General features: G+C 72.7%; 18 protein-coding genes. 8 read left to right on the top strand and 10 right to left on the bottom strand.

What is annotated here, in order from left to right; genetic code table 11:
* The 7 genes from ACH4PU_RS28330 to ACH4PU_RS28300 all read right to left on the bottom strand — a co-directional run bounded on the left by ACH4PU_RS28330 (nt 1) and on the right by ACH4PU_RS28300 (nt 4619).
* Entirely contained in the window at nt 1-279 is a 279-nt protein-coding gene (locus tag ACH4PU_RS28330; protein ID WP_004949158.1) for a DUF3099 domain-containing protein, read from the bottom strand.
* A 156-nt stretch (nt 280-435) separates the two neighbouring features.
* The gene (locus ACH4PU_RS28325; RefSeq protein WP_398277923.1) at nt 436-723 is read right to left on the bottom strand and encodes a DUF1416 domain-containing protein; all 288 of its coding nucleotides are present in this window, start codon (nt 721-723) and stop codon (nt 436-438) included.
* Between the two features lie 39 nt (nt 724-762).
* Entirely contained in the window at nt 763-1605 is an 843-nt protein-coding gene (locus ACH4PU_RS28320) for a sulfurtransferase (protein ID WP_398277920.1), read from the bottom strand.
* A 116-nt stretch (nt 1606-1721) separates the two neighbouring features.
* Nucleotides 1722-1802, bottom strand: a complete 81-nt coding sequence (locus ACH4PU_RS28315; protein WP_398278107.1) for a putative leader peptide — start codon at nt 1800-1802, stop codon at nt 1722-1724.
* Nucleotides 1803-1971: 169 nt separating this feature from the next.
* Nucleotides 1972-2676 (bottom strand): DUF2993 domain-containing protein, encoded by a 705-nt coding sequence (locus tag ACH4PU_RS28310; protein WP_185941583.1) that lies wholly within the window; start codon nt 2674-2676, stop codon nt 1972-1974.
* Nucleotides 2677-2849: 173 nt separating this feature from the next.
* Entirely contained in the window at nt 2850-4286 is a 1437-nt protein-coding gene (locus tag ACH4PU_RS28305; RefSeq protein WP_398277917.1) for a hypothetical protein, read from the bottom strand.
* 21 nt (nt 4287-4307) lie between these two features.
* Nucleotides 4308-4619: a MoaD/ThiS family protein gene (locus tag ACH4PU_RS28300; protein WP_398277914.1), complete on the bottom strand. Its 312-nt coding sequence runs from the start codon at nt 4617-4619 to the stop codon at nt 4308-4310.
* Between the two features lie 234 nt (nt 4620-4853).
* On the opposite strand from ACH4PU_RS28300, the gene ACH4PU_RS28295 reads away from it, so the two are divergent.
* Nucleotides 4854-6587, top strand: coding sequence for an ABC transporter ATP-binding protein (locus ACH4PU_RS28295; protein ID WP_398277911.1), 1734 nt, complete (start codon nt 4854-4856; stop codon nt 6585-6587).
* 224 nt (nt 6588-6811) lie between these two features.
* Complete coding sequence (locus tag ACH4PU_RS28290; RefSeq protein ID WP_398278104.1) at nt 6812-8707, top strand: ABC transporter ATP-binding protein; 1896 nt, start codon at nt 6812-6814, stop codon at nt 8705-8707.
* Nucleotides 8708-8912: 205 nt separating this feature from the next.
* Here ACH4PU_RS28290 and ACH4PU_RS28285 read toward each other — a convergent pair whose 3' ends face one another.
* Nucleotides 8913-9803: an alpha/beta hydrolase family protein gene (locus ACH4PU_RS28285; RefSeq protein WP_398277908.1), complete on the bottom strand. Its 891-nt coding sequence runs from the start codon at nt 9801-9803 to the stop codon at nt 8913-8915.
* Between the two features lie 271 nt (nt 9804-10074).
* Here ACH4PU_RS28285 and ACH4PU_RS28280 point away from each other — a divergent pair, with 271 nt between their 5' ends.
* Nucleotides 10075-10878, top strand: coding sequence for a winged-helix domain-containing protein (locus ACH4PU_RS28280; RefSeq protein ID WP_398277905.1), 804 nt, complete (start codon nt 10075-10077; stop codon nt 10876-10878).
* Between the two features lie 24 nt (nt 10879-10902).
* On the top strand, nt 10903-11931 hold the full coding sequence (locus ACH4PU_RS28275) for a LacI family DNA-binding transcriptional regulator (RefSeq protein ID WP_398277902.1): 1029 nt from the start codon (nt 10903-10905) through the stop codon (nt 11929-11931).
* A gap of 155 nt (nt 11932-12086) precedes the next feature.
* Here the strand turns inward: ACH4PU_RS28275 and ACH4PU_RS28270 are convergent, their stop codons facing one another.
* The gene (locus tag ACH4PU_RS28270) at nt 12087-13340 is read right to left on the bottom strand and encodes a damage-control phosphatase ARMT1 family protein (protein ID WP_398277899.1); all 1254 of its coding nucleotides are present in this window, start codon (nt 13338-13340) and stop codon (nt 12087-12089) included.
* A 377-nt stretch (nt 13341-13717) separates the two neighbouring features.
* Here ACH4PU_RS28270 and ACH4PU_RS28265 point away from each other — a divergent pair, with 377 nt between their 5' ends.
* From ACH4PU_RS28265 to ACH4PU_RS28250, 4 genes are all read left to right on the top strand, one after another.
* A complete protein-coding gene (locus tag ACH4PU_RS28265) occupies nt 13718-14959 on the top strand; it encodes a S1C family serine protease (protein WP_398277897.1) in 1242 nt (413 codons plus the stop codon).
* A gap of 228 nt (nt 14960-15187) precedes the next feature.
* Entirely contained in the window at nt 15188-15973 is a 786-nt protein-coding gene (locus tag ACH4PU_RS28260) for a response regulator transcription factor (RefSeq protein ID WP_398277894.1), read from the top strand.
* Complete coding sequence (locus ACH4PU_RS28255) at nt 15970-17367, top strand: sensor histidine kinase (protein ID WP_398277891.1); 1398 nt, start codon at nt 15970-15972, stop codon at nt 17365-17367. Before ACH4PU_RS28260 ends, ACH4PU_RS28255 begins: the two co-directional genes overlap by 4 nt.
* A 286-nt stretch (nt 17368-17653) precedes the next feature.
* A complete protein-coding gene (locus ACH4PU_RS28250) occupies nt 17654-18568 on the top strand; it encodes a hypothetical protein (protein ID WP_398277888.1) in 915 nt (304 codons plus the stop codon).
* 75 nt (nt 18569-18643) lie between these two features.
* Here ACH4PU_RS28250 and ACH4PU_RS28245 read toward each other — a convergent pair whose 3' ends face one another.
* A complete protein-coding gene (locus tag ACH4PU_RS28245; protein WP_398277885.1) occupies nt 18644-20467 on the bottom strand; it encodes a bifunctional metallophosphatase/5'-nucleotidase in 1824 nt (607 codons plus the stop codon).
* Nucleotides 20468-20640: the final 173 nt, after the last annotated feature.

The following is a 20640-nucleotide window of genomic DNA, read 5'->3' as shown; positions in this document are numbered from 1 at the left end:
TCACTGACCATCCCGCTGGTCGTCGCGGCCGCGCCGGTCGTCCAGCTCGTTCCACCAGCGGTCGGACTCGGGGTCGCCCGTCTCCTCGTCCCACCAGCGGTCGTCGGGACCCCGGCGGTTGGCCACGATGGCCGCCACCGGGGGGATGACCATCGCGAACAGGCACATGCCGATGGCGGCGGGCACGGACCACAGCCGTACGACGGCCCAGGCCAGGACGAACATCCCGACGCACGTGCCCATCATGGCGAAGTACAGGTGGCGCCGCCGCGCGTACATGCTTCAACGGTACGGCGGGGCCCGGTCGCCGTACAGCGCGCGCGGCCCGTCCGAGAGCGTGCCGGAGGGCCGCACCCCGCCATCAGGTCGTCCCAACCCCGAGGTGCGGCCCTCCGGCCGTCCGGCGCGCGAGGCGCCGTGCTTTATGCGGCTCGCTCAGACGGCGATGGCCACCTCCGCCAGCCCGCCGGGCCGCGCGACGACCGTACGGTCGGCGGTCGCGCCCGGGACGAGCGCGCGGACCGTCCAGGTGCCTTCGGCCGCGTAGAAGCGGAACTGCCCGGTCGCCGAGGTGGGGACCTCCGCGGTGAACTCGCCCTCGCTGTCCAGCAGACGCACGTAACCGGCGACGGGCACCCCGTCACGGGTCACGGAACCCTGGATGGTCGTCTCGCCCGGCTTGGCCGTCGAGGCGTCGGGGCCGCCGGCCTTGGCTCCACACATGCTGCGTACCTCTCCTCGTTCGTGCTGTCGTCGGACGGATCAGTTGGCGCCGAGCTCGATCGGCACGCCGACGAGGGAGCCGTACTCGGTCCACGAGCCGTCGTAGTTGCGGACGTTGGACTGCCCGAGCAGCTCGTGCAGGACGAACCAGGTGTGCGCCGACCGCTCGCCGATCCGGCAGTACGCGATGGTGTCCTTCGACAGGTCCACGCCCGCGCCCTCGTAGACGGCCCGGAGTTCGTCGTCCGACTTGAACGTGCCGTCGTCGTTGGCCGCCTTGGACCAGGGGACGTTGCGCGCCGACGGGACGTGGCCCGGGCGCTGCGACTGCTCCTGCGGGAGGTGGGCGGGGGCGAGCAGCTTGCCGCTGAACTCGTCGGGGGACCGGACGTCCACCAGGTTCAGGCTGCCGATCGCGGCCAGCACGTCGTCCCGGAACGCGCGGATCGAGGCGTCCTGCGGCTTGGCCTTGTACTCCGTGCGGGGCCGCCGCGGGACCTCGGCGACCAGGTCGCGCGAGTCCAGCTCCCACTTCTTGCGGCCGCCGTCGAGGAGGCGGACGTCCCGGTGGCCGTAGAGCTTGAAGTACCAGTAGGCGTAGGCGGCGAACCAGTTGTTGTTGCCGCCGTAGAGGACGACCGTGTCGTCGTTGGCGATGCCCTTCGCGGACAGCAGCTCCTCGAAGCCCGCCTGGTCCACGAAGTCGCGGCGGACGGGGTCCTGGAGGTCCGTCCGCCAGTCGATCCGGATGGCGGACTTGATGTGGTTCTTGTCGTAGGCCGAGGTGTCCTCGTCGACCTCGACGATGACGGTCTTGGCGTCGCCTGCGTCGATGCGGGCCTGGACCCAGTCGGCATCCACCAGGACGTCATTGCGGCTCATGCTGTTCTCCTCCGGGGCAGTTGCTGAGGTACGCCAACGGCGCGCCGGGCGCCGGCACATGGCGGTGATGCGGGAGGGGGGCCGGAGCGGCCGGCCGAAGAGGGGGCGGAGCCCCGTCAGGCACGACGACACAGCATGGCGGCCACACGGCACAGGTCGACTGCCCGCCGCTTGGTGAGATCCGCCTGTCGCCTCATGGTGCGATCGTAGGGAGGGTGGGGGAGGGGTGTCACCGGTGTGTCGACATATGAGACGGTTCGTCTCGCCATTTAGCCCGTCCGGCGTTTGAGGACGAGCGGCGAAGCCGCGAAAAAGGGGGTCTGGGGGCGCAGCCCCCAGGAAACGGCGATGGGGAGGGACTGGGGCTCATCCCGCCAAGCGGACACCCGTCCCACCGAGCGTGATCTCCACACCCTTCTCGTTCGTCTCGAGCTTCTCCAGCTTGATCCCCCGGGGCAACCCGGTGATCTCCCGCTCGAAATCCGTCTTCGAGCGGATCAGCCCCTCCAGCCCCGGCAGATCAGCGGGCACCTTCTCCGCGTGCACCCGCACCCGCGTATCGCCCACCAGGCTCACCGTGGAGACCACGCTCCGCTTCACCACACCCATCGGCAGCGGGATGCTGCCCGTCACCTTGACCCGGCTGGTGCCGGACGCGTCCTTGCCGCCGTAGCCGACGGTGATGCCCTGCCCGGCGATGCGGCTGAGGTCCTCGTACGAGATGTGGGCCGTGCCGGTGGCCCGGTCGGCGACGGCGGAGGTGAAGCTGCTGTCGACGCGGACGCCGTGCAGGGTCGCGTCGAAGTCGCTGACCCGGATCGACTTGTCGCCCGTGCCGGCCGTGACGCCGCCGTCGAGCGAGACCTCGACCTCGTCCAGCTTGGAGTCCGCCACCTGGGTCAGGAACGGGAAGCCCTTGATGGAGACGTCGGGCTTGCCCGACATGTTCTGGCTGCTCTGTATCTTGCCCGCCGCCTCGTCCTCCACGTACCAGACCGCCACACGGTCGGCGGCGACGAAGAGGCCGCCCAGGATCACGAAGAGGATCAGCAGGGTGCGTATGGCGCGCATCGGGTGACGTTCCCCCAGGGTCGGTTCGGGCTTGCCGTTCCGGCGAGCCTACCCAGCCGGTGGTCGGGCACCGGTGGTCCTGACGACCATGGAGACGGCGGAGGGCCGCCCCCGGTTCTTCGGGGACGGCCCACGTGACGGGTTACACGGCCCGTCGAACCCTTTGGGGTCTGTCAGAACAGCGCCCGGCCCACGACGTAGACCGCCGGGGCGGCGAGCGCCAGCGGCAGGGCGACGCCCGCGGTCATGTGCACGAAGCGCGACGGGTAGTCGTAGCTCGCCACCCGCAGACCGGCCAGGGCGCAGACGCCGGCCGCCAGGCCCAGCAGGGCCGCCGAGCCCCCGGTGTGCGTGAGCTGCCCGCCGAGCACGCCCGCGCCCGCCGCCGCGAGCAGCGCGACGACCGGGGAGGCCATCGACGGCAGGGGCAGCGCCCGGGCCAGGACCGTCACGGCCACCGCGATGCCGCCGACCACCACCGCGTCCTTGTCCGCGGCCAGGTGGCCGGCCGCGAGGACCGCGAGGACGGTCGAACCGCCGGCCGTCGTCAGCCCGTACAGCCGCTCGTCCGGCGAGGCGTGGCTGCGCAGCTGGAGCATGACCACCAGCAGCAGCCAGACGCCGAGCGTGCCGAGGACCACCGTGGGGGCCCGCTCGGCCTTGACGGCCAGCAGCCCGGCGTCGGCGACCAGCCCGCCCAGGAACGCCAGCGCGATGCCCTGGCGTGCCGGCCACATCCCGTTGAGCCGGAACCAGCCCGCCGCGGTCACCGCCTGCAGCAGCACGACCGGGACGGCCAGCGCCGCCTGGCCCAGGGGCGCGGCGAGCGCCACCAGCGCGGCCAGGACGGCGGTCAGCAGCGCGGGCCGCAGGCCGGGCGACAGGATCTGCGGCCGGCCTTCCGCCTTGGCCTTCTCCGCGGCCGTCATCGGCCGCTCCGGCTCCTCGACGACGGCCGGCACCGGCGCGGGCACCGCCCCCGGCCGGCCGCCGGGGTCCGTCCCGAACGCGGCGGCCGGCGCGGTCCGCCGGTGCCGCGGCCAGTCCGCGGCGTCGGCTTCCGGCCCGGCGGCACCGGCCCAGGCGGGGGCCTGCGCGGGCGTCTGCGCGGGGGAGGGGACGGAGGGCTGGGACCCGTACGACGGCTCGGCCACCGGCAGCTGCTGCTGCCAGGTCTGCGTCTCCCAGGTCTGGGCCTGCCACGTCTGCGTCGGCTGGTCGTCGGCGGGCGCCCAGCCCTGCTGCCCGCCGGCCGTGGGCCAGGCGGCCCCGGTCTGCTGCTGCGCCTGCGGGTGCTGCTGCTGGTGGGCCTGTCCCTGGGCATGGTGATGCGGCTGCTGCGGCGCCTGCTGCTGCGGCTGCTGAGGGGGGTACGCGTAGCCGTACGCGCCGCCGCCCGCCGTGCCGTCGCCGGCCCGCGGGTCGTAGGCGGCGTAGCCGTCGTGGCCGGTGCCGCCCTGGTGACCGCCGTGCTGGTGCCCGTGCTGATGCCCGTTCTGGTGCGCGCCGTTCTGGTGCGCGGCACCGCCCTGGTGGCCGTTTCCGTCGTACTCGCCGTACCCGGCGTACGGGTCCCGCGGCTGGTACGGGTCGTGGTACTGGTCGCTCATCGTGCCCTCATCGTGCCGGTGTCACCCTCCTGCGAAGGGCGGGAGCACTTCGACCGTGCCGCCCTCGGCCAGCTGGACCGTGGTGTGCGCGCGGGTGCCGACCGGGTCGCCGTCCACGAGGAAGGAGCAGCGCGCGAGGACCCGCGCGAACTCCGGGTGCTCCGCGTGCCGCTCCCGGGCGGCGGCCAGCGCGTCGGCGAGCGTCGGTGCCGCGTAGGGCTCCTCGGCCGTGCCGGCGGCGGCCTTCGCCGCGGCCCAGTACCGGATCGTGCCCGTCGGCGCCGTCCGGCCCGGCGGCCCCGGTCGTGCCGTTTCTGCGGTCGCCACGGCCACCCCGCTTTCGCGTCTCGGTTCCCTGTGCAATCGGCTGCGTCGTCGCCGCTTCTTCCGCCTCCATGATGACGGGTACCGGGCCGCCCCCGGCCCCCGGCCGCGAAATCCGGACGGAATCCCGGGAGAACCCGGAGGGAATCGGGGCGGATTCCCCAGTGACGGCGGGGAATAAGGGGTGAAACCCCCGGCGAAAACCGGGAGATCGGACGAACGGCGTTCGCATAGGCTTCTCGTGTGCTGGTACGCCTACTCCGAGCCCGAATGAAGCGCTACTCCCGCCCCTTGGCGCTGGTGGTGCTCCTTCAGCTCGTCCAAACCCTCGCGACGCTCTATCTGCCGACGCTCAACGCCGACATCATCGACAAGGGCGTGGTGAAGGGCGATACCGGCTACATCCTCAGCACCGGCGGGGTGATGGCGGCGGTGGCCCTCGTCCAGCTCGTGTGCTCGCTCGGCGCGGTCTACGTCGGCGCGCGCATCGCCATGGGGGTCGGGCGGGACCTGCGGGAGGAGGTCTTCGACCGGGTGCAGTCCTTCTCGTCCCGCGAGGTGGGCAGGTTCGGGGCGCCCTCCCTGATCACGCGGACCACCAACGACGTCCAGCAGGTCCAGATGCTGGTCCTGATGTCGTTCACGCTGATGGTGGGCGCGCCCATCATGTGCTTCGGCGGCATCGTGATGGCCCTCAAGCAGGACGTGCCGCTCTCCGGCCTGCTGCTGGCCATCGTGCCCGTGCTCGGCGTCGTCATCTCGCTGACCGTCCGGCGGCTGCGCCCGATGTTCAAGGACGTGCAGGAGCGGGTCGACACCGTCAACCGCGTCCTCCGCGAGCAGATCGCCGGCATCCGCGTCATCCGCGCGTTCGTCCGGGACAAGCACGAGCGCGAGCGCTTCCACGCGGCCAACACCGCGCTGATGGACGTCTCGATGCGCTCCGGCCGGCTGGCGGCCGTCATGTTCCCGGCCGTGATGCTGATCGTGAACGCGGCCTCGGTCGCGGTGCTGTGGTTCGGCGGGCACCGCATCGACGGCGGCGACATGGAGATCGGCGCCCTCACCGCGTTCCTCAGCTACCTGATGCAGATCCTGATGGCGGTCATGATGGCCACCTTCATGTTCATGATGGTGCCGCGCGCCGAGGTCTGCGCCGAGCGGATCCACGAGGTCCTCGGCACCGACTCCAGCGTGGTGCCGGCGGCCGCGCCGGTCACCGAGCTGCGCGGGCACGGCCACCTCGAACTGCGCGGCGTCGGCTTCCGCTACCCCGGCGCCGAGGAGCCCGTCCTCCGGAACGTCTCCCTGGTCGCGCGCCCCGGCGAGGTCACCGCCGTCATCGGCTCCACCGGCAGCGGCAAGTCCACGCTGCTCGGGCTGGTCCCCCGGCTCTTCGACGCCACCGAGGGCGAGGTCCTGATCGGCGGCGTGGACGTGCGCGAGGCCGATCCCGCCCTCATCGCCCGCACGGTGGGACTCGTCCCGCAGAAGCCCTACCTCTTCTCCGGCACGATCGCCTCCAACCTCCGCTACGGGCGCCCCGACGCGACGGACGAGGAGCTGTGGGCGGCGCTGGAGACCGCCCAGGCCCGGGAGTTCGTCGAGGCCCTGGAGGAGGGGCTGGAGGCCCCCATCGCCCAGGGCGGCTCCAACGTCTCCGGCGGCCAGCGCCAGCGCCTGGCCATCGCCCGCACCCTGGTGCGCAGACCCGAGATCTACCTGTTCGACGACTCCTTCTCCGCGCTCGACTACGCCACCGACGCCCGGCTGCGGGCGGCGCTGTCCCGGGAGACCGGGGACGCCACCGTCCTCGTCGTGGCCCAGCGCGTCTCCACCATCCGCGACGCCGACCGGATCGTCGTCCTGGACGAGGGCCGCGTCGTCGGCACCGGAACCCACACCGAGCTGATGGCCTCCAACGAGACCTACCGGGAGATCGTGCTGTCCCAGCTCACCGAGGAGGAGGCCGCGTGAGCACGCCGGCGAAGTCCCAGCGGTCGACGGGGCCCGAGCGGCCCGAACCGCCGGTCACCGAGGGCTCCGGACCGGCGTCCGCCGCCGGACCGGCGGAGCCGTCCGGGCGGCAGCGGCCGGGCGGGCAGCCCGGGAAGCGGCCGGGGAAGCAACCCGGTGAACAGCCCGGGAAGGCCGCTCCGGCCCGTCGGGGGCCCGCGCCCGCTTCCGGCATAGCCCGCTTCATGGGCGGCCAGCCGACCGAGAAATCCGCCGACTTCAAGGGCTCCGGCCGGCGCCTGTTCGCCCGCATGGGCCCCGAGAAGCACATGCTGTGGGCCGTGCTGCTGCTCGCGGTGGCCAGCGTCGCCATGTCGGTGACCGGCCCCAAGGTCCTCGGCCACGCCACCGACCTCATCTTCGCCGGTGTCGTCGGACAGCAGATGCAGGCGGGCACCACCAAGACCCAGGCCCTCGAGGGGCTGCGCCACAGCGGTCACGGCAACATCGCGGACGTCCTGTCCGGCGTCGACTTCACGCCCGGCCAGGGCATCGACTTCGGCGCCGTCGGCACGGTGCTGCTGTGGGTGCTGCTGATCTACGTCGCCGCGTCCTTCTTCGGGTTCCTCCAGGCGCGGGTCGTCACCGCCGCCATCCAGCGCACCGTCTTCCGGCTGCGCCAGGACGTCGAGGAGAAGCTGGGGCGGCTGCCGCTGAGCTACTTCGACAAGCACCAGCGCGGCGAGATCCTCTCCCGCGCCACCAACGACATCGACAACATCGCCCAGACCTTCCAGCAGACCCTGAGCCAGATGATGGCCTCGGTACTGACCATGGTCGGCGTGCTCGCGGTGATGTTCTGGATCTCCTGGCTGCTGGCCGTCGTCGCGCTGATCACCGTCCCCGTCTCGGTGTACGTCGCCACGGCCGTCGGCAAGCGCGCACAGCCGCAGTTCGTGTCCCAGTGGGCGTCGACCGGCCGGCTCAGCGCCCATGTCGAGGAGATGTACACGGCCCACTCGCTGGTGAAGGTCTTCGGCCGGCAGGAGGAGTCCGCAGCGGTCTTCCGCAAGGAGAACGAGGAGCTCTACCGGGCCAGCTTCAAGGCGCAGTTCATATCCGGCGTCATCCAGCCCGCGATGATGTTCATCGGCAACCTCAACTACGTGCTCGTCGCCGTCGTCGGCGGACTGCGGGTGGCGAGCGGCTCGCTGTCGATCGGCGACGTCCAGGCGTTCGTCCAGTACTCGCGCCAGTTCAGCCAGCCGCTGATGCAGGTCGCCTCCATGGCCAACCTCGTCCAGTCCGGCGTCGCCTCCGCCGAGCGCGTCTTCGAGCTCCTCGACGCCGAGGAGCAGTCCCCGGACGACGACGAGCGGAAGCTCGGCCGGGTCCGCGGCGAGGTCGCGTTCGAGAACGTCTCCTTCCGCTACGACGCCGACAAGCCGCTCATCGAGGACCTCTCCCTCACCGTCCGGCCCGGCCAGACCGTCGCCATCGTCGGCCCCACGGGCGCCGGCAAGACCACCCTGGTCAATCTGCTGATGCGGTTCTACGAGGTGAACGGCGGCCGGATCACCCTCGACGGCACCGACGTCGCGACCCTCTCCCGCGAGGAGCTGCGCTCCCACATCGGCATGGTCCTCCAGGACACCTGGCTGTTCGGCGGCACCATCGCGGACAACATCGCCTACGGCGCCGACGGGGCCTCGACCGAGCGGATCGTCGAGGCGGCCAAGGCCACCCACGTCGACCGCTTCGTCCGGACGCTGCCCGACGGCTACGACACGGTGATCGACGAGGAGGGCGGCAACGTCAGCGTCGGCGAGAAGCAGCTGATCACCATCGCGCGGGCGTTCCTCGCCGAGCCCGAGATCCTCATCCTGGACGAGGCCACCAGCTCGGTGGACACCCGCACCGAGGTGCTCATCCAGCAGGCCATGGCCGAACTGCGCTCCGGCCGCACCAGCTTCGTGATCGCCCACCGGCTGTCCACGATCCGGGACGCGGACGTGATCCTCGTGATGGAGTCCGGACGGATCGTGGAACAGGGCGATCACGAGTCGCTGCTGGCGGCGGACGGCGCGTACGCGCGGCTGTACGCGGCACAGTTCGCCCAGCCGGTGGCGGAGGAGGCGTAAGGGCCCCGGCCCCGCCCTTTCTCCCCCAGCTACCGCTGGGAGGTGCCCCCAGTTTCTTGCGGGGGCTGCGCCCCCGCACCCCCAAGGGCGCCCGCGGCACGCGTCCTCGAACGCCGGACGGGCTGGATACCGTGCCCGGGCACACATTTCAGCCCGTCCGGCGTTCGAGGACAAGCGGCGGAGCCGCTTTCGGGCCCTGGGGGGTTTACCCCCAGGAACCGGTGAAGGGGTGGGGCCGGGGCACCCGCCCCTCGACCACCCACCGGGCGATTCGCCGCATCAACGCGTCCGGCGCAGCCGCCTCCGCATGGCCGAACCCCGGTTCGATCCACAGCTCCGTGCTCGACGGCTCCCCGGCCGCCGCCAGCGCCCGCGGGTGATCGAGCGGGAAATACGGATCCCGATCCCCGTGCACGATCAGCACGCGCCGAGGCGCGATCGACGGCACAGCCGCCACCGGCGGCACCGGCACCGGATCCCACTCGCCGGAGTGCACCCGCGTCCGCAGCGCCCACCGGGCCACCGCCCGCCCGGCCGGCCGGGTCACCGCCCAGTGCAGCCGCCGCATCGGGGCCGTCCCCCGGTAGAACCAGCGGGCGGGTGCGCTCACCGACACCACCATGTCGGCGTGTGCCCCCGTGCGCCCCGCGTGCTCTCGGCCGGTCTCCGGGAGGTACAGGCCACCGTGGCGCAGCGCCACGGACCCGCCCATCGAGAAGCCGACCGTCGCCACCCGCTCGTACCCCAGCCGCCGGGCCCAGCCGACGGCGGCGGCCAGGTCCAGCACCTCCCGGTCGCCGACGGTGGAGTGCCCACCCGAACGGCCGTGTCCCCGGAACGAGAACGTGATCACGCCGGTGTACTGGGCGAACACCCCGGCCGCCCGGCGCAGCGCGGGCCGGTCGAGGGCTCCTGTGAAGCCGTGCGCGAGCACGACGGCCGGGGGCCGCGGGCCCTTCCCGGACGGCGGCGGTCCGGGCTGGTGGGCGGCCTCCACCCGCACTCCGTCGGCTGTCAAGAGGACGATGCGATGACCACCCGAAGTGATCGACGAAACACAAGGTCGGGCAAAGTCGTCGGCGCCCGGGAAAGTCATGTGGGCTATTCTGCTGCGCAGAGAGGATCCGGGCAGAGTCGCCCCCGGGTCCTTTTGTGCATTCGGACGTGCGCGCCCCGCGGACGACCGGGCGCACGCGTGCTTCCGGGCGCGCACCCGAACACTCCCCCAGCACCACGCCTGGGTGGTACCCCCGTCGCAGGGACCGAGGAGGAACCGACGCCATGGGCGAGCGAAGCGCGCACGACAGGAACGGCAGGACCGACGCCAGGCCGGGGGAGAGGACGGACAACGGGGCGGGTGACCGTCGATGAGCTCCCTCCTGCTGCTGACCAATGCCCTCCAGCCCTCCGCCGAGGTGCTGCCCGCGCTCGGGCTGCTGCTGCACAGCGTCCGCGTCGCCCCCGCCGAGGGCCCCGCACTGGTGGACGTGCCCGGAGCCGACGTCATACTGATCGACGGCCGGCGGGACCTCCCGCACATCCGCAGCCTCTGCCAGCTGCTGCGCTCCACCGGCCCCGGCTGCCCGCTGCTCCTCGTCGTCACCGAGGGCGGCCTGGCCGCCGTCACCGCCGACTGGGGAGTGGACGACGTCCTCCTCGACACCGCCGGTCCCGCCGAGGTGGAGGCCCGGCTGCGGCTGGCGATGGGCCGGCAGCAGATCTCGACGGACGACAGCCCCATGGAGATCCGCACCGGCGACCTGTCCGTGGACGAGGCGACGTACAGCGCCAAGCTCAAGGGGCGGGTGCTGGACCTCACCTTCAAGGAGTTCGAGCTGCTGAAGTACCTGGCCCAGCACCCGGGCCGGGTCTTCACCAGGGCGCAGCTCCTCCAGGAGGTGTGGGGCTACGACTATTTCGGCGGCACCCGGACCGTGGACGTCCATGTGCGGCGGCTGCGTGCCAAGCTCGGGCCCGAGCACGAGTCGCTGATCGGGACCGTCCGGAACGTCGGTTACCGGTTCGTGCTGCCGGAGAAACCGGACAAGAGCGAGAAGGCGGACGCTTCCGCTCCGGCGGCCGAACGGGTGGCGGAGCCGCCGGCGCGGACCCCCGCCGCGGAGGCGCCGGCCCCCGGCCGAACAAAGAGTCCGCGACCGGCCAAACGGTAGGTGGACCCGCGTAGACTGCCGCGCGTGGCCAAGGTGACGCGGGACGATGTGGCGAGACTGGCGGGGACATCCACCGCGGTGGTCAGCTACGTCATCAACAATGGACCGCGCCCGGTGGCACCGGCGACGCGGGAGCGGGTGCTGGCCGCGATCAAGGAGCTCGGCTACCGGCCGGACCGGGTGGCCCAGGCGATGGCCTCCCGCCGGACGGACCTCATAGGCCTGATCGTCCCGGACGCCCGCCAGCCCTTCTTCGCGGAGATGGCGCACGCGGTCGAACAGGCCGCGGCAGAGCGCGGCAAGATGGTCCTCGTCGGAAACTCCGACTACCTCGACGAACGCGAAGTGCACTACCTGCGGGCCTTCCTGGGCATGCGGGTCTCCGGCCTCATCCTGATCAGCCAGGGCCCGAGCGAGCACGCCGCCATAGAGATCGACGCGTGGGACGCCCGCGTGGTGCTCATGCACCGCCGCCCTGACGCGATCGACGACGTGGCCGTGGTGACGGACGACATCGGCGGCGCCCAGCTCGCCACCCGGCACCTCCTGGAGCACGGCCACCCCTACGTCGCCTGCCTCGGCGGCACCGAGCACACCCCGGCCGTCGGCGACCCGGTCACCGACCACGTCGAGGGCTGGCGCCGGGCGATGCGCGAGGCCGGCCGGTCCACCGAGGGCCGGCTCTTCCACGCCCCCTACAACCGCTACGACGCCTACAAGGTGGCCCTGGACCTGCTCGCCGGCCCGGACCGCCCGCCCGCAGTCGTCTGCGCCACCGACGACCAGGCCATCGGCGTGCTGCGCGCGGCCCGGGAGCTGCGCATCGACGTCCCCGGCGAGCTGGCCGTCGCCGGCTTCGACGACGTCAAGGAGGCGGCGCTCACCGACCCGCCGCTGACCACCGTGGCCTCCGACCGGCAGGCGATGGCCCGCTCGGCCGTCGACCTGGTGCTGGACGACGGCCTGCGGTTCGCGGGCACGCGGCGGGAGCGGCTGAAGCAGTTCCCCTCGGCGCTGGTCGTCCGGCGGTCGTGCGGGTGCGGCGGGGAGTAGCGGACCGCCGGGCCCCCGGCACCGGCGCGGGCACCACAGGCCGCGCCATCGTTTCCACCGATCTCGCGGGCGCCACCGGCCCCGCCGGTTCCGTCGGTCGTGCCGGCCGCGAGGCTCCCGTCCCCACGGCCGCCGACGCCCTCCGCCCGCCCCGTTCACGGCCGCAGCCGCGTCTGGACGAGGGCCTGCGAACCGTCCGTGCGCCAGGTCGGCCGTGCGGCGTCCAGCCGGTCCGCGGTCTCCCTCGGGAGGCCCACCGCCACCTCGGACTTCAGGGTGCGGAGCGCGACGAGCGAACCGGGCACGCCGGCCACGGCGTCGGCGAACGGGCGGTCCGCCGGCCAGGCGCGGTCGCCCACCAGGCGCCGGTAGTTGAGGTCGCCCTTGTACACGCACAGGCCGGCGGAGGTGAGGCCGGCGCGGAGATCGGCGGGCATGCCGGCGAATTCGAGGGGCGAGCAGAAGAAGTCGTGGGTGGCCTGCCGGAGCCGGCCGGTGGCGGCGGCCTCCCGGAGGCGCCGGGCCGCCCGGCCCGCCTCGTTCCCGAAGCCGGCCATGCGCATCAGACAGTCCCGGACGTCCGAGGCTGTGGCGTCGGAGACGTAGTAGGGCCGCGGTTTGACGTGCAGCACCACGGACGTCGCGCGTCCGGTCGCCAGCAGATGGTCCACGAGGAGCAGATCGGCGAGGAGCTCCCGGCCCGCGTTGTCGAGGATCACGTGGACGTCGCCGGGCGGGCGGCGGCTGACGTGCTTCCACAGCGCCTCGATGTCGTCCGCGAGCAAGGGGACGCCGGAGGCTCCCGGACCGCCCGCGGGATCCCCGTCCGAGCGATCGCCGTTCGCGGAGTCGCCTTCCGCGGGGTCGGTGACGGCCTGGACCAGCCGGAACCCGAGGTCGGCGCGGTTGCCGTAGAGGGAGGCCAGGACCAGGGCGCGGAACACCTCGTCGGGCGGCGCGCCGGCGAGCCCGTCCAGCCAGGCGGTATCGGACTCCAGCCCGGGATCCGCCAGTTCGGCGCTCTTCATGGGCGCGAATGGATCGACACCCTGCCAGGGGCCGGGGGAGAAGTGGTCGACACACTCCAGCAGGCGTAGGTAGAAGTAGCTCTCCGCCCACAGGAACGGTGCCTCGCTCCACGGCCGGCCGAAGCGGCGCCGGTCCCGGGCCGCCCAAGGGGCGGCCGCGGCCGTCTCCGGCGCCGGCGGCCGGACCCTGCCCGTGCGGGACTCGTCCAGCAGGGCGTCGAGACGGGCCCGCTGCTCCGGCCCGTACGGATTGCCCTCGCACAGCCGCCGGACGAGGACGGGGTGCCGTTCGTGGAAGACCCCCCAGCCGTACGCGCCGGGATCGGCGATGCCATGGGCGGGGGCGGGGGCCGTGCCGTTCGTGTTCGCGTGCGTCGTCATCGCCGTCATCGTCCTCACTCCTCGAACACTCCGAGCGCGCTTCCGGGCCCGTCCCGGGCGCTGCGGGGAAAACCGAATGGATGGGGAGGGGTGGGAAAGGCGGCCCGGTGCTCCCGAAGCCGTCCCTGCCCCTCCGCAACATCAGGATGCCCACCGGACAGCGCCGTATCGCCCGTTCGGACCATGACGGAACCCTGTCAGGGGCGCTCGGGGGTGCCCGCGCGCCCTACGACCCGTCCGTGCCACGCCGGAGCCGTGCCCCGGCGGTGCAGGCGCGGTGCCGGGGCGGTGCCCGGGGCGCTGGCAGCGCATCCTTCTGGCGAGCTTCTCAGCGCTCACTCAGACTGTTCTCATGAACAGGGAGGACAGTCATACATATGACGACGGAGAACCCCCGCCCGAGCGGTCACCAGCACCCTGAGTCCCCCCGTGCCTACCCCGCCCCGCCGGCCCAGCCGCCGCAGGGCCCGGTGAGCACGCCGGACGGCTCCACCGTCTGGCCCGGCGCCGCCACGGGGACCGGCGCCGACGGGAGTGCCGCCCACGGCGGCGGCACGTACGCCACCGGCGTGCACCGAGGCGGCGCGTACGCTCCCTTCGGCCCCGGGAGTCCCATAGGCCCCGACGGTTACGGCGGTGCTCACGGCGACCCCGGCGGCCACGGCAGTCATGGCGGTCACGGCGGCTACGCCGCCTTCGGTCACCCCGCCCCCGCCCCCGAGCCGCCCCGGCGCCGACGTGGCGCCCGTACCCTCGTCGCGACCTGCGCCCTCGTCGCCGCCCTGGTCGGCGGCGGGTCCGCCGCGCTGGTCTCCGGGCTGACCGGCGGCGGTGGCGACACCGGCCGGCCGACCCCGGTGCAGAACGCGGCCAGCCGCAGCGCGGGTGTCAGTGCCGTGGCCCAGGCCGTCAGCCCCAGCATCGTCGAGATCAAGGCGGCCACCTCCGGCGGCCGGTCCACCGGCTCCGGCGTGATCGTCAGCGCGAGCGGCGAAGTGATCACCAACAACCACGTCATCGCCGGTGCGGACACCGTCCAGGTCACCCTTCACGACGGCACCACGAAGAACGCCAAGGTCGTCGGCACCGACCCCGGCAAGGACCTCGCCCTGATCAGGATCGAGGGGGCGAACGGCCTCAAGCCCGCCAAGCTCGGCGACTCGAGCAAGCTCCAGGTCGGCGACCAGGTCGTCGCGATCGGCTCGCCCGAGGGCCTCACCGGCACCGTCACCAGCGGCATCGTCTCCGCCCTCAACCGCGAGGTCACCGTGCCCAAGGAGCAGGGCGGCGGCGGTCGGCAGCGCGACAACGGCCCCCAGTGGCCGTTCGAGTTCGGCGGCGAGCAGTACAACGGCGACACCGGTTCGTCCAAGACCACCTACAAGGCCATCCAGACCGACGCCTCCCTCAACCCGGGCAACTCCGGCGGCGCGCTCATCAACATGAACGGCGAGATCGTGGGCATCAACTCGGCCATGTTCGCGCCCGGCTCCGGTGGCGGCGGCGGATCGTCCGACTCCGCGGGCAGCGTCGGCCTCGGCTTCGCCATCCCGGTCAACGACGTCAAGGCCGACCTGGCCGGTCTCCGCGCGGGCGGCACGGGCGGCAGCGGCGACTGAGCCGTGGGGAACCGGGCCGCGGGGAGCCGACCCGTGGGAAGCCGCGTGGGAAGCTGAGGTACCGGCGGACCGGCCGCCGGCCGCCCGGGCGACCGCCGAGCTGACCGCCGAGGTGCCCACCGAGCCCTGGCGACCGCCGAAGCAGCCGAGACGGCCCCGGAAGCAGCCGAGGCGACCGCCGAAGCAGCCGAGGTGCCCGCCGAAAAGAAACACGTGAGGAACGTCGAGATGAGCTCCGCCGACCCGTCCGCGTCCACGACCGCGCACGCCCCCGCGCCCGCCCGCATCCTGGTCGTGGACGACGAGCCCGCCGTTCGCGAGGCGCTGCGCCGCAGCCTCGCCTTCGAGGGCTACGGCACCGAACTGGCCGTCGACGGCCTGGACGCGCTCGCCAAGGTCACGGCGTACGAGCCCGAACTGATCGTCCTCGACGTGCTGATGCCCCGCATGGACGGCCTCACCGCCGCCCGCCGGCTGCGCGCCGCCGGCGTCACCACCCCCATCCTCATGCTCACCGCCCGCGACACCGTCGGCGACCGCGTCACCGGCCTCGACGCCGGCGCGGACGACTACCTCGTCAAGCCGTTCGAACTCGACGAGCTGTTCGCCCGCATCCGCGCCCTGCTCCGCCGCAGTGCGTACGCGACCCCCGCCGCGCCCGAGGAGACGCACGTCCTCGCCTTCGCCGACCTGCGCATGGACCTCGACACCCGGGAGGTCACGCGCGGCGCCCGCCAGGTGGAGCTGACCCGCACCGAGTTCACCCTCCTCGAACTCCTCCTCGCCCACCCCCGCCAGGTGCTCACCCGCGAGCAGATTCTCAAGCACGTCTGGGGCTTCGAGTTCGAGCCGTCGTCCAACTCCCTCGACGTGTACGTGATGTACCTGCGCCGCAAGACCGAGGCCGGCGGCGAGCCGCGCCTCGTCCACACCGTGCGCGGCGTCGGCTACGTCCTCCGGGCGGACGACGCCGTAAGGGCGGACGGCGCGGAACGGGCGGACGGCGCCGAATGATCAAGCGTTTCCGCCGGCTGCCCCTCCGCTCCCGGCTCGCCCTGCTGACGGCCGCGGCCGTCGCCGTCGCCGTCGCGGTGGCCGCCGGAGCCTGCTGGATACTGACCAAGGAACAGCTCGAACAGCAGCGGGACACCACGCTCAGCCGCCAGAAGGTCGCCGACGACTACGTGCAGGGACTGCTCGACCGGTGCGGCACCCGCGTCCCCGACAAGCTGGTCTCCCCGTCCCCGTACACCATCCAGGCCGTCACGGCCGACGGCGTCGCCTGCACCCAGCTCGGCCGGTCCCCGATCCGCGTCGCGGTCGAGGATCTGGCCGTCGCCACCGGGCGGCTGGACGGTACCCTGCACGACGCCCGGGCCGACGACGGCACCGAGATGCGCGTGGCCACCTCCCGGGTGACGCCCGGGCTCGCCGTGATGATCGCCCAGCCCGTGAGCGACGTCGACCGGCCCATGAACGCGCTCGCCATCGTCCTCGTCGTCACCGCGGGCATCGGCGTCCTCGGCGCGGCGGCCATCGGCCTCGTCATCGCCCGCGCGGCCCTCCGCCCGGTGGACCAGCTCACCGGTGCCGTCGAACACATCGCCCGCACCGAGGACCTGGCCGTCCGCATCCCCGCCGAGGGCGAGGACGAGATCGCGCGGCTCTCCCGCTCCTTCAACTCCATGACGGCCGCGCTCGCTTCCTCCCGGGACCGCCAGCAGCAGCTCATCGCCGACGCCGGCCACGAACTGCGCACCCCGCTCACCTCCCTGCGCACCAACATCGACCTGCTCGTCCGCAGCGAGGAGACCGGCCGGGCCATTCCGCCCGAGGACCGCAAGGCGCTGCTCGGCAGCGTCAAGGCGCAGATGACCGAACTGGCCGATCTGATCGGCGATCTCCAGGAGCTCTCGCGGCCCGACAGCGCCCCGGGCGCCGCGCCCGTCCAGGTCGTCGGACTGCACGAGGCGGCGGCGCGGGCCGTCGAACGCGCCCGGCTGCGCGCCACGGGGCTCACGATGACGGTGGCGCTCGACCCCTGGTACGTACGCGCCGAGGCGCCCGCGCTGGAGCGCGCGATCGTCAACCTGCTCGACAACGCGGTGAAGTTCAGCCCGCCCGGCGGGGAGATCGAGGTCCGGCTGTCCGGCGGCGAGCTCACCGTCCGCGACCACGGTCCGGGCATCCCCGCCGAGGAACTCCCGCACGTCTTCGACCGCTTCTGGCGCTCCCCGTCCGCGCGCGGCCTTCCCGGCAGTGGCCTCGGCCTCTCCATCGTCGCCCGTACCGTCCGCCGCGCCGGCGGCGAGGTCGGCCTCCGGCCGGCGGAGGGCGGCGGCACGGTGGCCGTCGTCCGGCTGCCGGGAGCGGCGGTGGAGCCGCCGGCGGAGGTGCCGGGCGGGTGAGGCCGCAGGCGTTCGCCGCGTGCCTCTGTACGCACCCTGTTCGGCGGCGCCGGCGCGGCGCTCGCCCGTCCCGAACACGTCGGACCGGCCCGCCCCTTGAGCCACGCGGAGGGCGCACGGCGCCGCGCGGGCTCCCGCCGAGCAGCGCTCCTGCATGCGCCGTGCGCCGTGGCGAACGGCGAGGAACGCGAGTTCGCAAGGGAACGCTTGTCCGCGCCAGGGGGCGAATGAGTGATCGCCCGTCGAAAGCGGGGTGCGTGGTGTGCGGCGGTCCTACGTTCGGCTCATGGTCACACCGCAACACGAGGCATCGCACAGGATCTTCCTGGAGCAACCGCCCCTACTGGCCCCCGTCTTCCGGCTCCTGGGCGTCCGCATGCCTCCCGAGAGATCCGTGGAGGTCCTGTCGCCGGATCTCACGGAGATCAGGCCGTTGGAGCGGCGCGTCGACAGCCTGCTGCGCGTCGAACCCAGCGACGGCAGCGGCACCTTCCTGGTAGCGATCGAATCGCAGGGACGCAAGGACGCGGACAAGGTCCTGAGCTGGGCCTACTACCTCGCGTTCCTGAAGGCGAAGTACACCTGTCCGGTGCTGCTCCTCGTGTCCTGCCAGGACAAGGCGACCGCGGACTGGGCAGCGGGCCCGTTCCACCTGGGACCGGAGAGCTGGCGCTCACTCTCGGTGCGTCCGCTGGTCCTGGGACCGGGCAACGTGCCGAAGATCCTCGACGCGGAGGCGGCGGCCCGCGACCTGACGCTCGCGACATTCTCCGCGATGACTCACGCGCGGGACCCCGAGATCCCGGACATACTGAAGGCACTGGCAAGCGCCCTGGGGTCGGCCGACCGGGCTGTCGCCCCCTACTACGTGGAGCTGTTGGACGTCGCCCTGGGAGACACCAAGGCGAGGGAGACCTGGAGGAAGCTCATGGCCATCCGCACCTACTTTCCCGGACGCGGGACCATCATCGAGGAGACGCTGCAGGAGGGCATGGCCAGGGGCCGGGCCGAGGAGCGCGCCGAGCGGACCCAGGAGCGCGCCGAGATGGTGCTGCGCATGCTGGAGGTCCGTGGGATCACCGTGCCGTCGGAGGTCCGGGAGCGCGTCATCGGCTGCTCCGACCTGGAGGTACTGGGCACGTGGGTGGACCGTGCCTGCACCGTCTCCCGCGCCGAGGAGATCTTCGCCGTAAGCCGCTGACGGCGGGCGACGGTGTGGCCGCCGCTCCTCCGCCGGGCCGGTGCCCGGCGGAGGAGGCCACCGGCCGGGGGCCGGCTACTTCACGACCGTGATCCGGTCCGCCTTCGGCGGAGACAGGGGGCTGGTCTTGGTGGAGTGCGCGCCCAGGTAGGCGAGGAAGACGTCCAGGTCCGACGCGCCGACGCGCTTGTTCTTGGCCTCCTTGAAGGTGACGAAGCCGTCGCCGCCGCCCATCAGGAACTCGTTCGCCGCGACGCGGTACGTCTTCGCCGGGTCGATCGCCGTGCCGTTGAGCTTGACGGACGAGGCGACGACGCGCTCGGCGCCGGTCTTCGTCAGGTCCAGGGTGTAGGACAGGCCCTTGCTGATCTGCAGGATCTTCGGCTGGGGGCCGTTGACCGCGCCGCTGACCTGCTGCTGGAGGACGGAGACGACCTGCGCGCCGGTGAGGTCGGCGGTCTGCATCATGTTGGTGAACGGCTGGACGGTGAACGCCTTGCCGTAGGTGACGATGCCGTCGCCCTCGCCGCCCGCCGCCTTGTAGGCGAGGTCGGAGCGGATGCCGCCGGGGTTCATGAAGGCGATCTGGGCGCCGCCCTTGTCGGCCGGGGCCAGGGCCTCGAGCTGGGAGTCGGCGATGACGTCGCCGAGCGGCTTCTCGTACGCCTCGGAGCCGCGGCCGTTGATGTCGGCGCTGATGTAGCCGACGGGCCGGTTGGCGATCGGGGCGGCGAGCGCGTTCCAGCGGGCGATGAGGGAGGTCATGTCCGCGGCCTTGGGCCGGTCGCGGCCGACGACGTGGTTGGTGGCGTGCGGCCGGGCGACCGGGGTGCGGACGAAGTCACGGGTGCGGCGGTCGTACGTCAGCGTGGTGTCCGTGTACAGCCGGCCGAAGGAGGCGGCCGAGGTCACCGTGCGCGGGTTGCCCGCCGGGTCGGGGATGGTGCAGGCGTACGCCTGGTGCGTGTGGCCGGTGATGAAGGCGTCGACCTTCGGTGTGACCTTCTTGGCGATGTCGACGATCGGGCCGGAGATGCCGGCGCCGGCGCCCGGCGAGTCGCAGTCGTCGTTGTACGCGCCCGAGGCCGGCATGCCGCCCTCGTGCACGAGGGTGACGATCGCCTTGACGCCCTGGCGGTCGAGCTCCTTGGCGTACTTGTCGATGGTCGCGACCTCGTCGGCGAACTTCAGGCCCTTGACGCCCTCGGCCGTGACGACGTCGGGGGTGCCCTTGAGCGTGAGGCCGATGATGCCGATCTTCACGCCCTTGTGCCGCCAGATCGTGTACGGCTTGAGGATGGGCTTGCCGGTCTTCTCGTCGGTGACGTTCGCGGCGAGGTAGGGGAAGTCCGCGCCCCGGAACTTCTTGCCCTTCTCGAAGCAGCCGTCCTTGGGGTGGCAGCCGCCGCGCTGCATCCGCAGCAGCTCGGCCCGGCCCTCGTCGAACTCGTGGTTGCCGACCGAGGTGACGTCGAGCTTCAGCTTGTTGAGCGCCTCGATGGTGGGCTCGTCGTGGAAGAGGCCGGACATCAGCGGGCTGGCGCCGATCATGTCGCCGGCCGCGGCGGTGATCGAGTACTCGTGCCCCTTGCGCGCGGTGCGGAGCGCGTCGGCCAGGTACTCCATCCCGCCGGCGGGTATGACCTTCTTCGTCCCGTCCTTCTGCGTCTCGGTGACGGTGCCGGACGAGCCCTGCGGCGGCTCCAGATTGCCGTGCAGGTCGTTGAAGGACAGCAGCTGGACGTCGACGGTCCGGCCGTGGTCGCGGCCGTGGCCGTGGCCGTGCGCGGTCGCCGCCCCGGCGGGCGCGGCGGCGAGGACACCGGCGGTGGCGGCGAGGACGGCGGCGCTGGCGGTCAGCCGTCTCGCGAGACGCTTCCGTGGCGGCGTCGCGTGCATGGGTTCCCCTTTGTGAATGTTCGTGCTGGTCTGGCGCATGCCAGGTGATGCGGTCTGCCGCAGCCTACGGTCAACGCGCGTAGTGCACAGGAGCCTTGAGGTGACGAATCGGTAGCGCTCGGGCGTTTCCCCCGTGCCGTACGCCGTATGCCCCAGCCCCTCCCCTCACACCC

The organism is Streptomyces sp. NPDC021100 (genome assembly GCF_044333095.1).
Classification (GTDB): domain Bacteria; phylum Actinomycetota; class Actinomycetes; order Streptomycetales; family Streptomycetaceae; genus Streptomyces.
The sequence above is the reverse complement of the archived record's forward strand: the minus strand, read 5'-3'. Positions and strand labels throughout refer to the sequence as shown.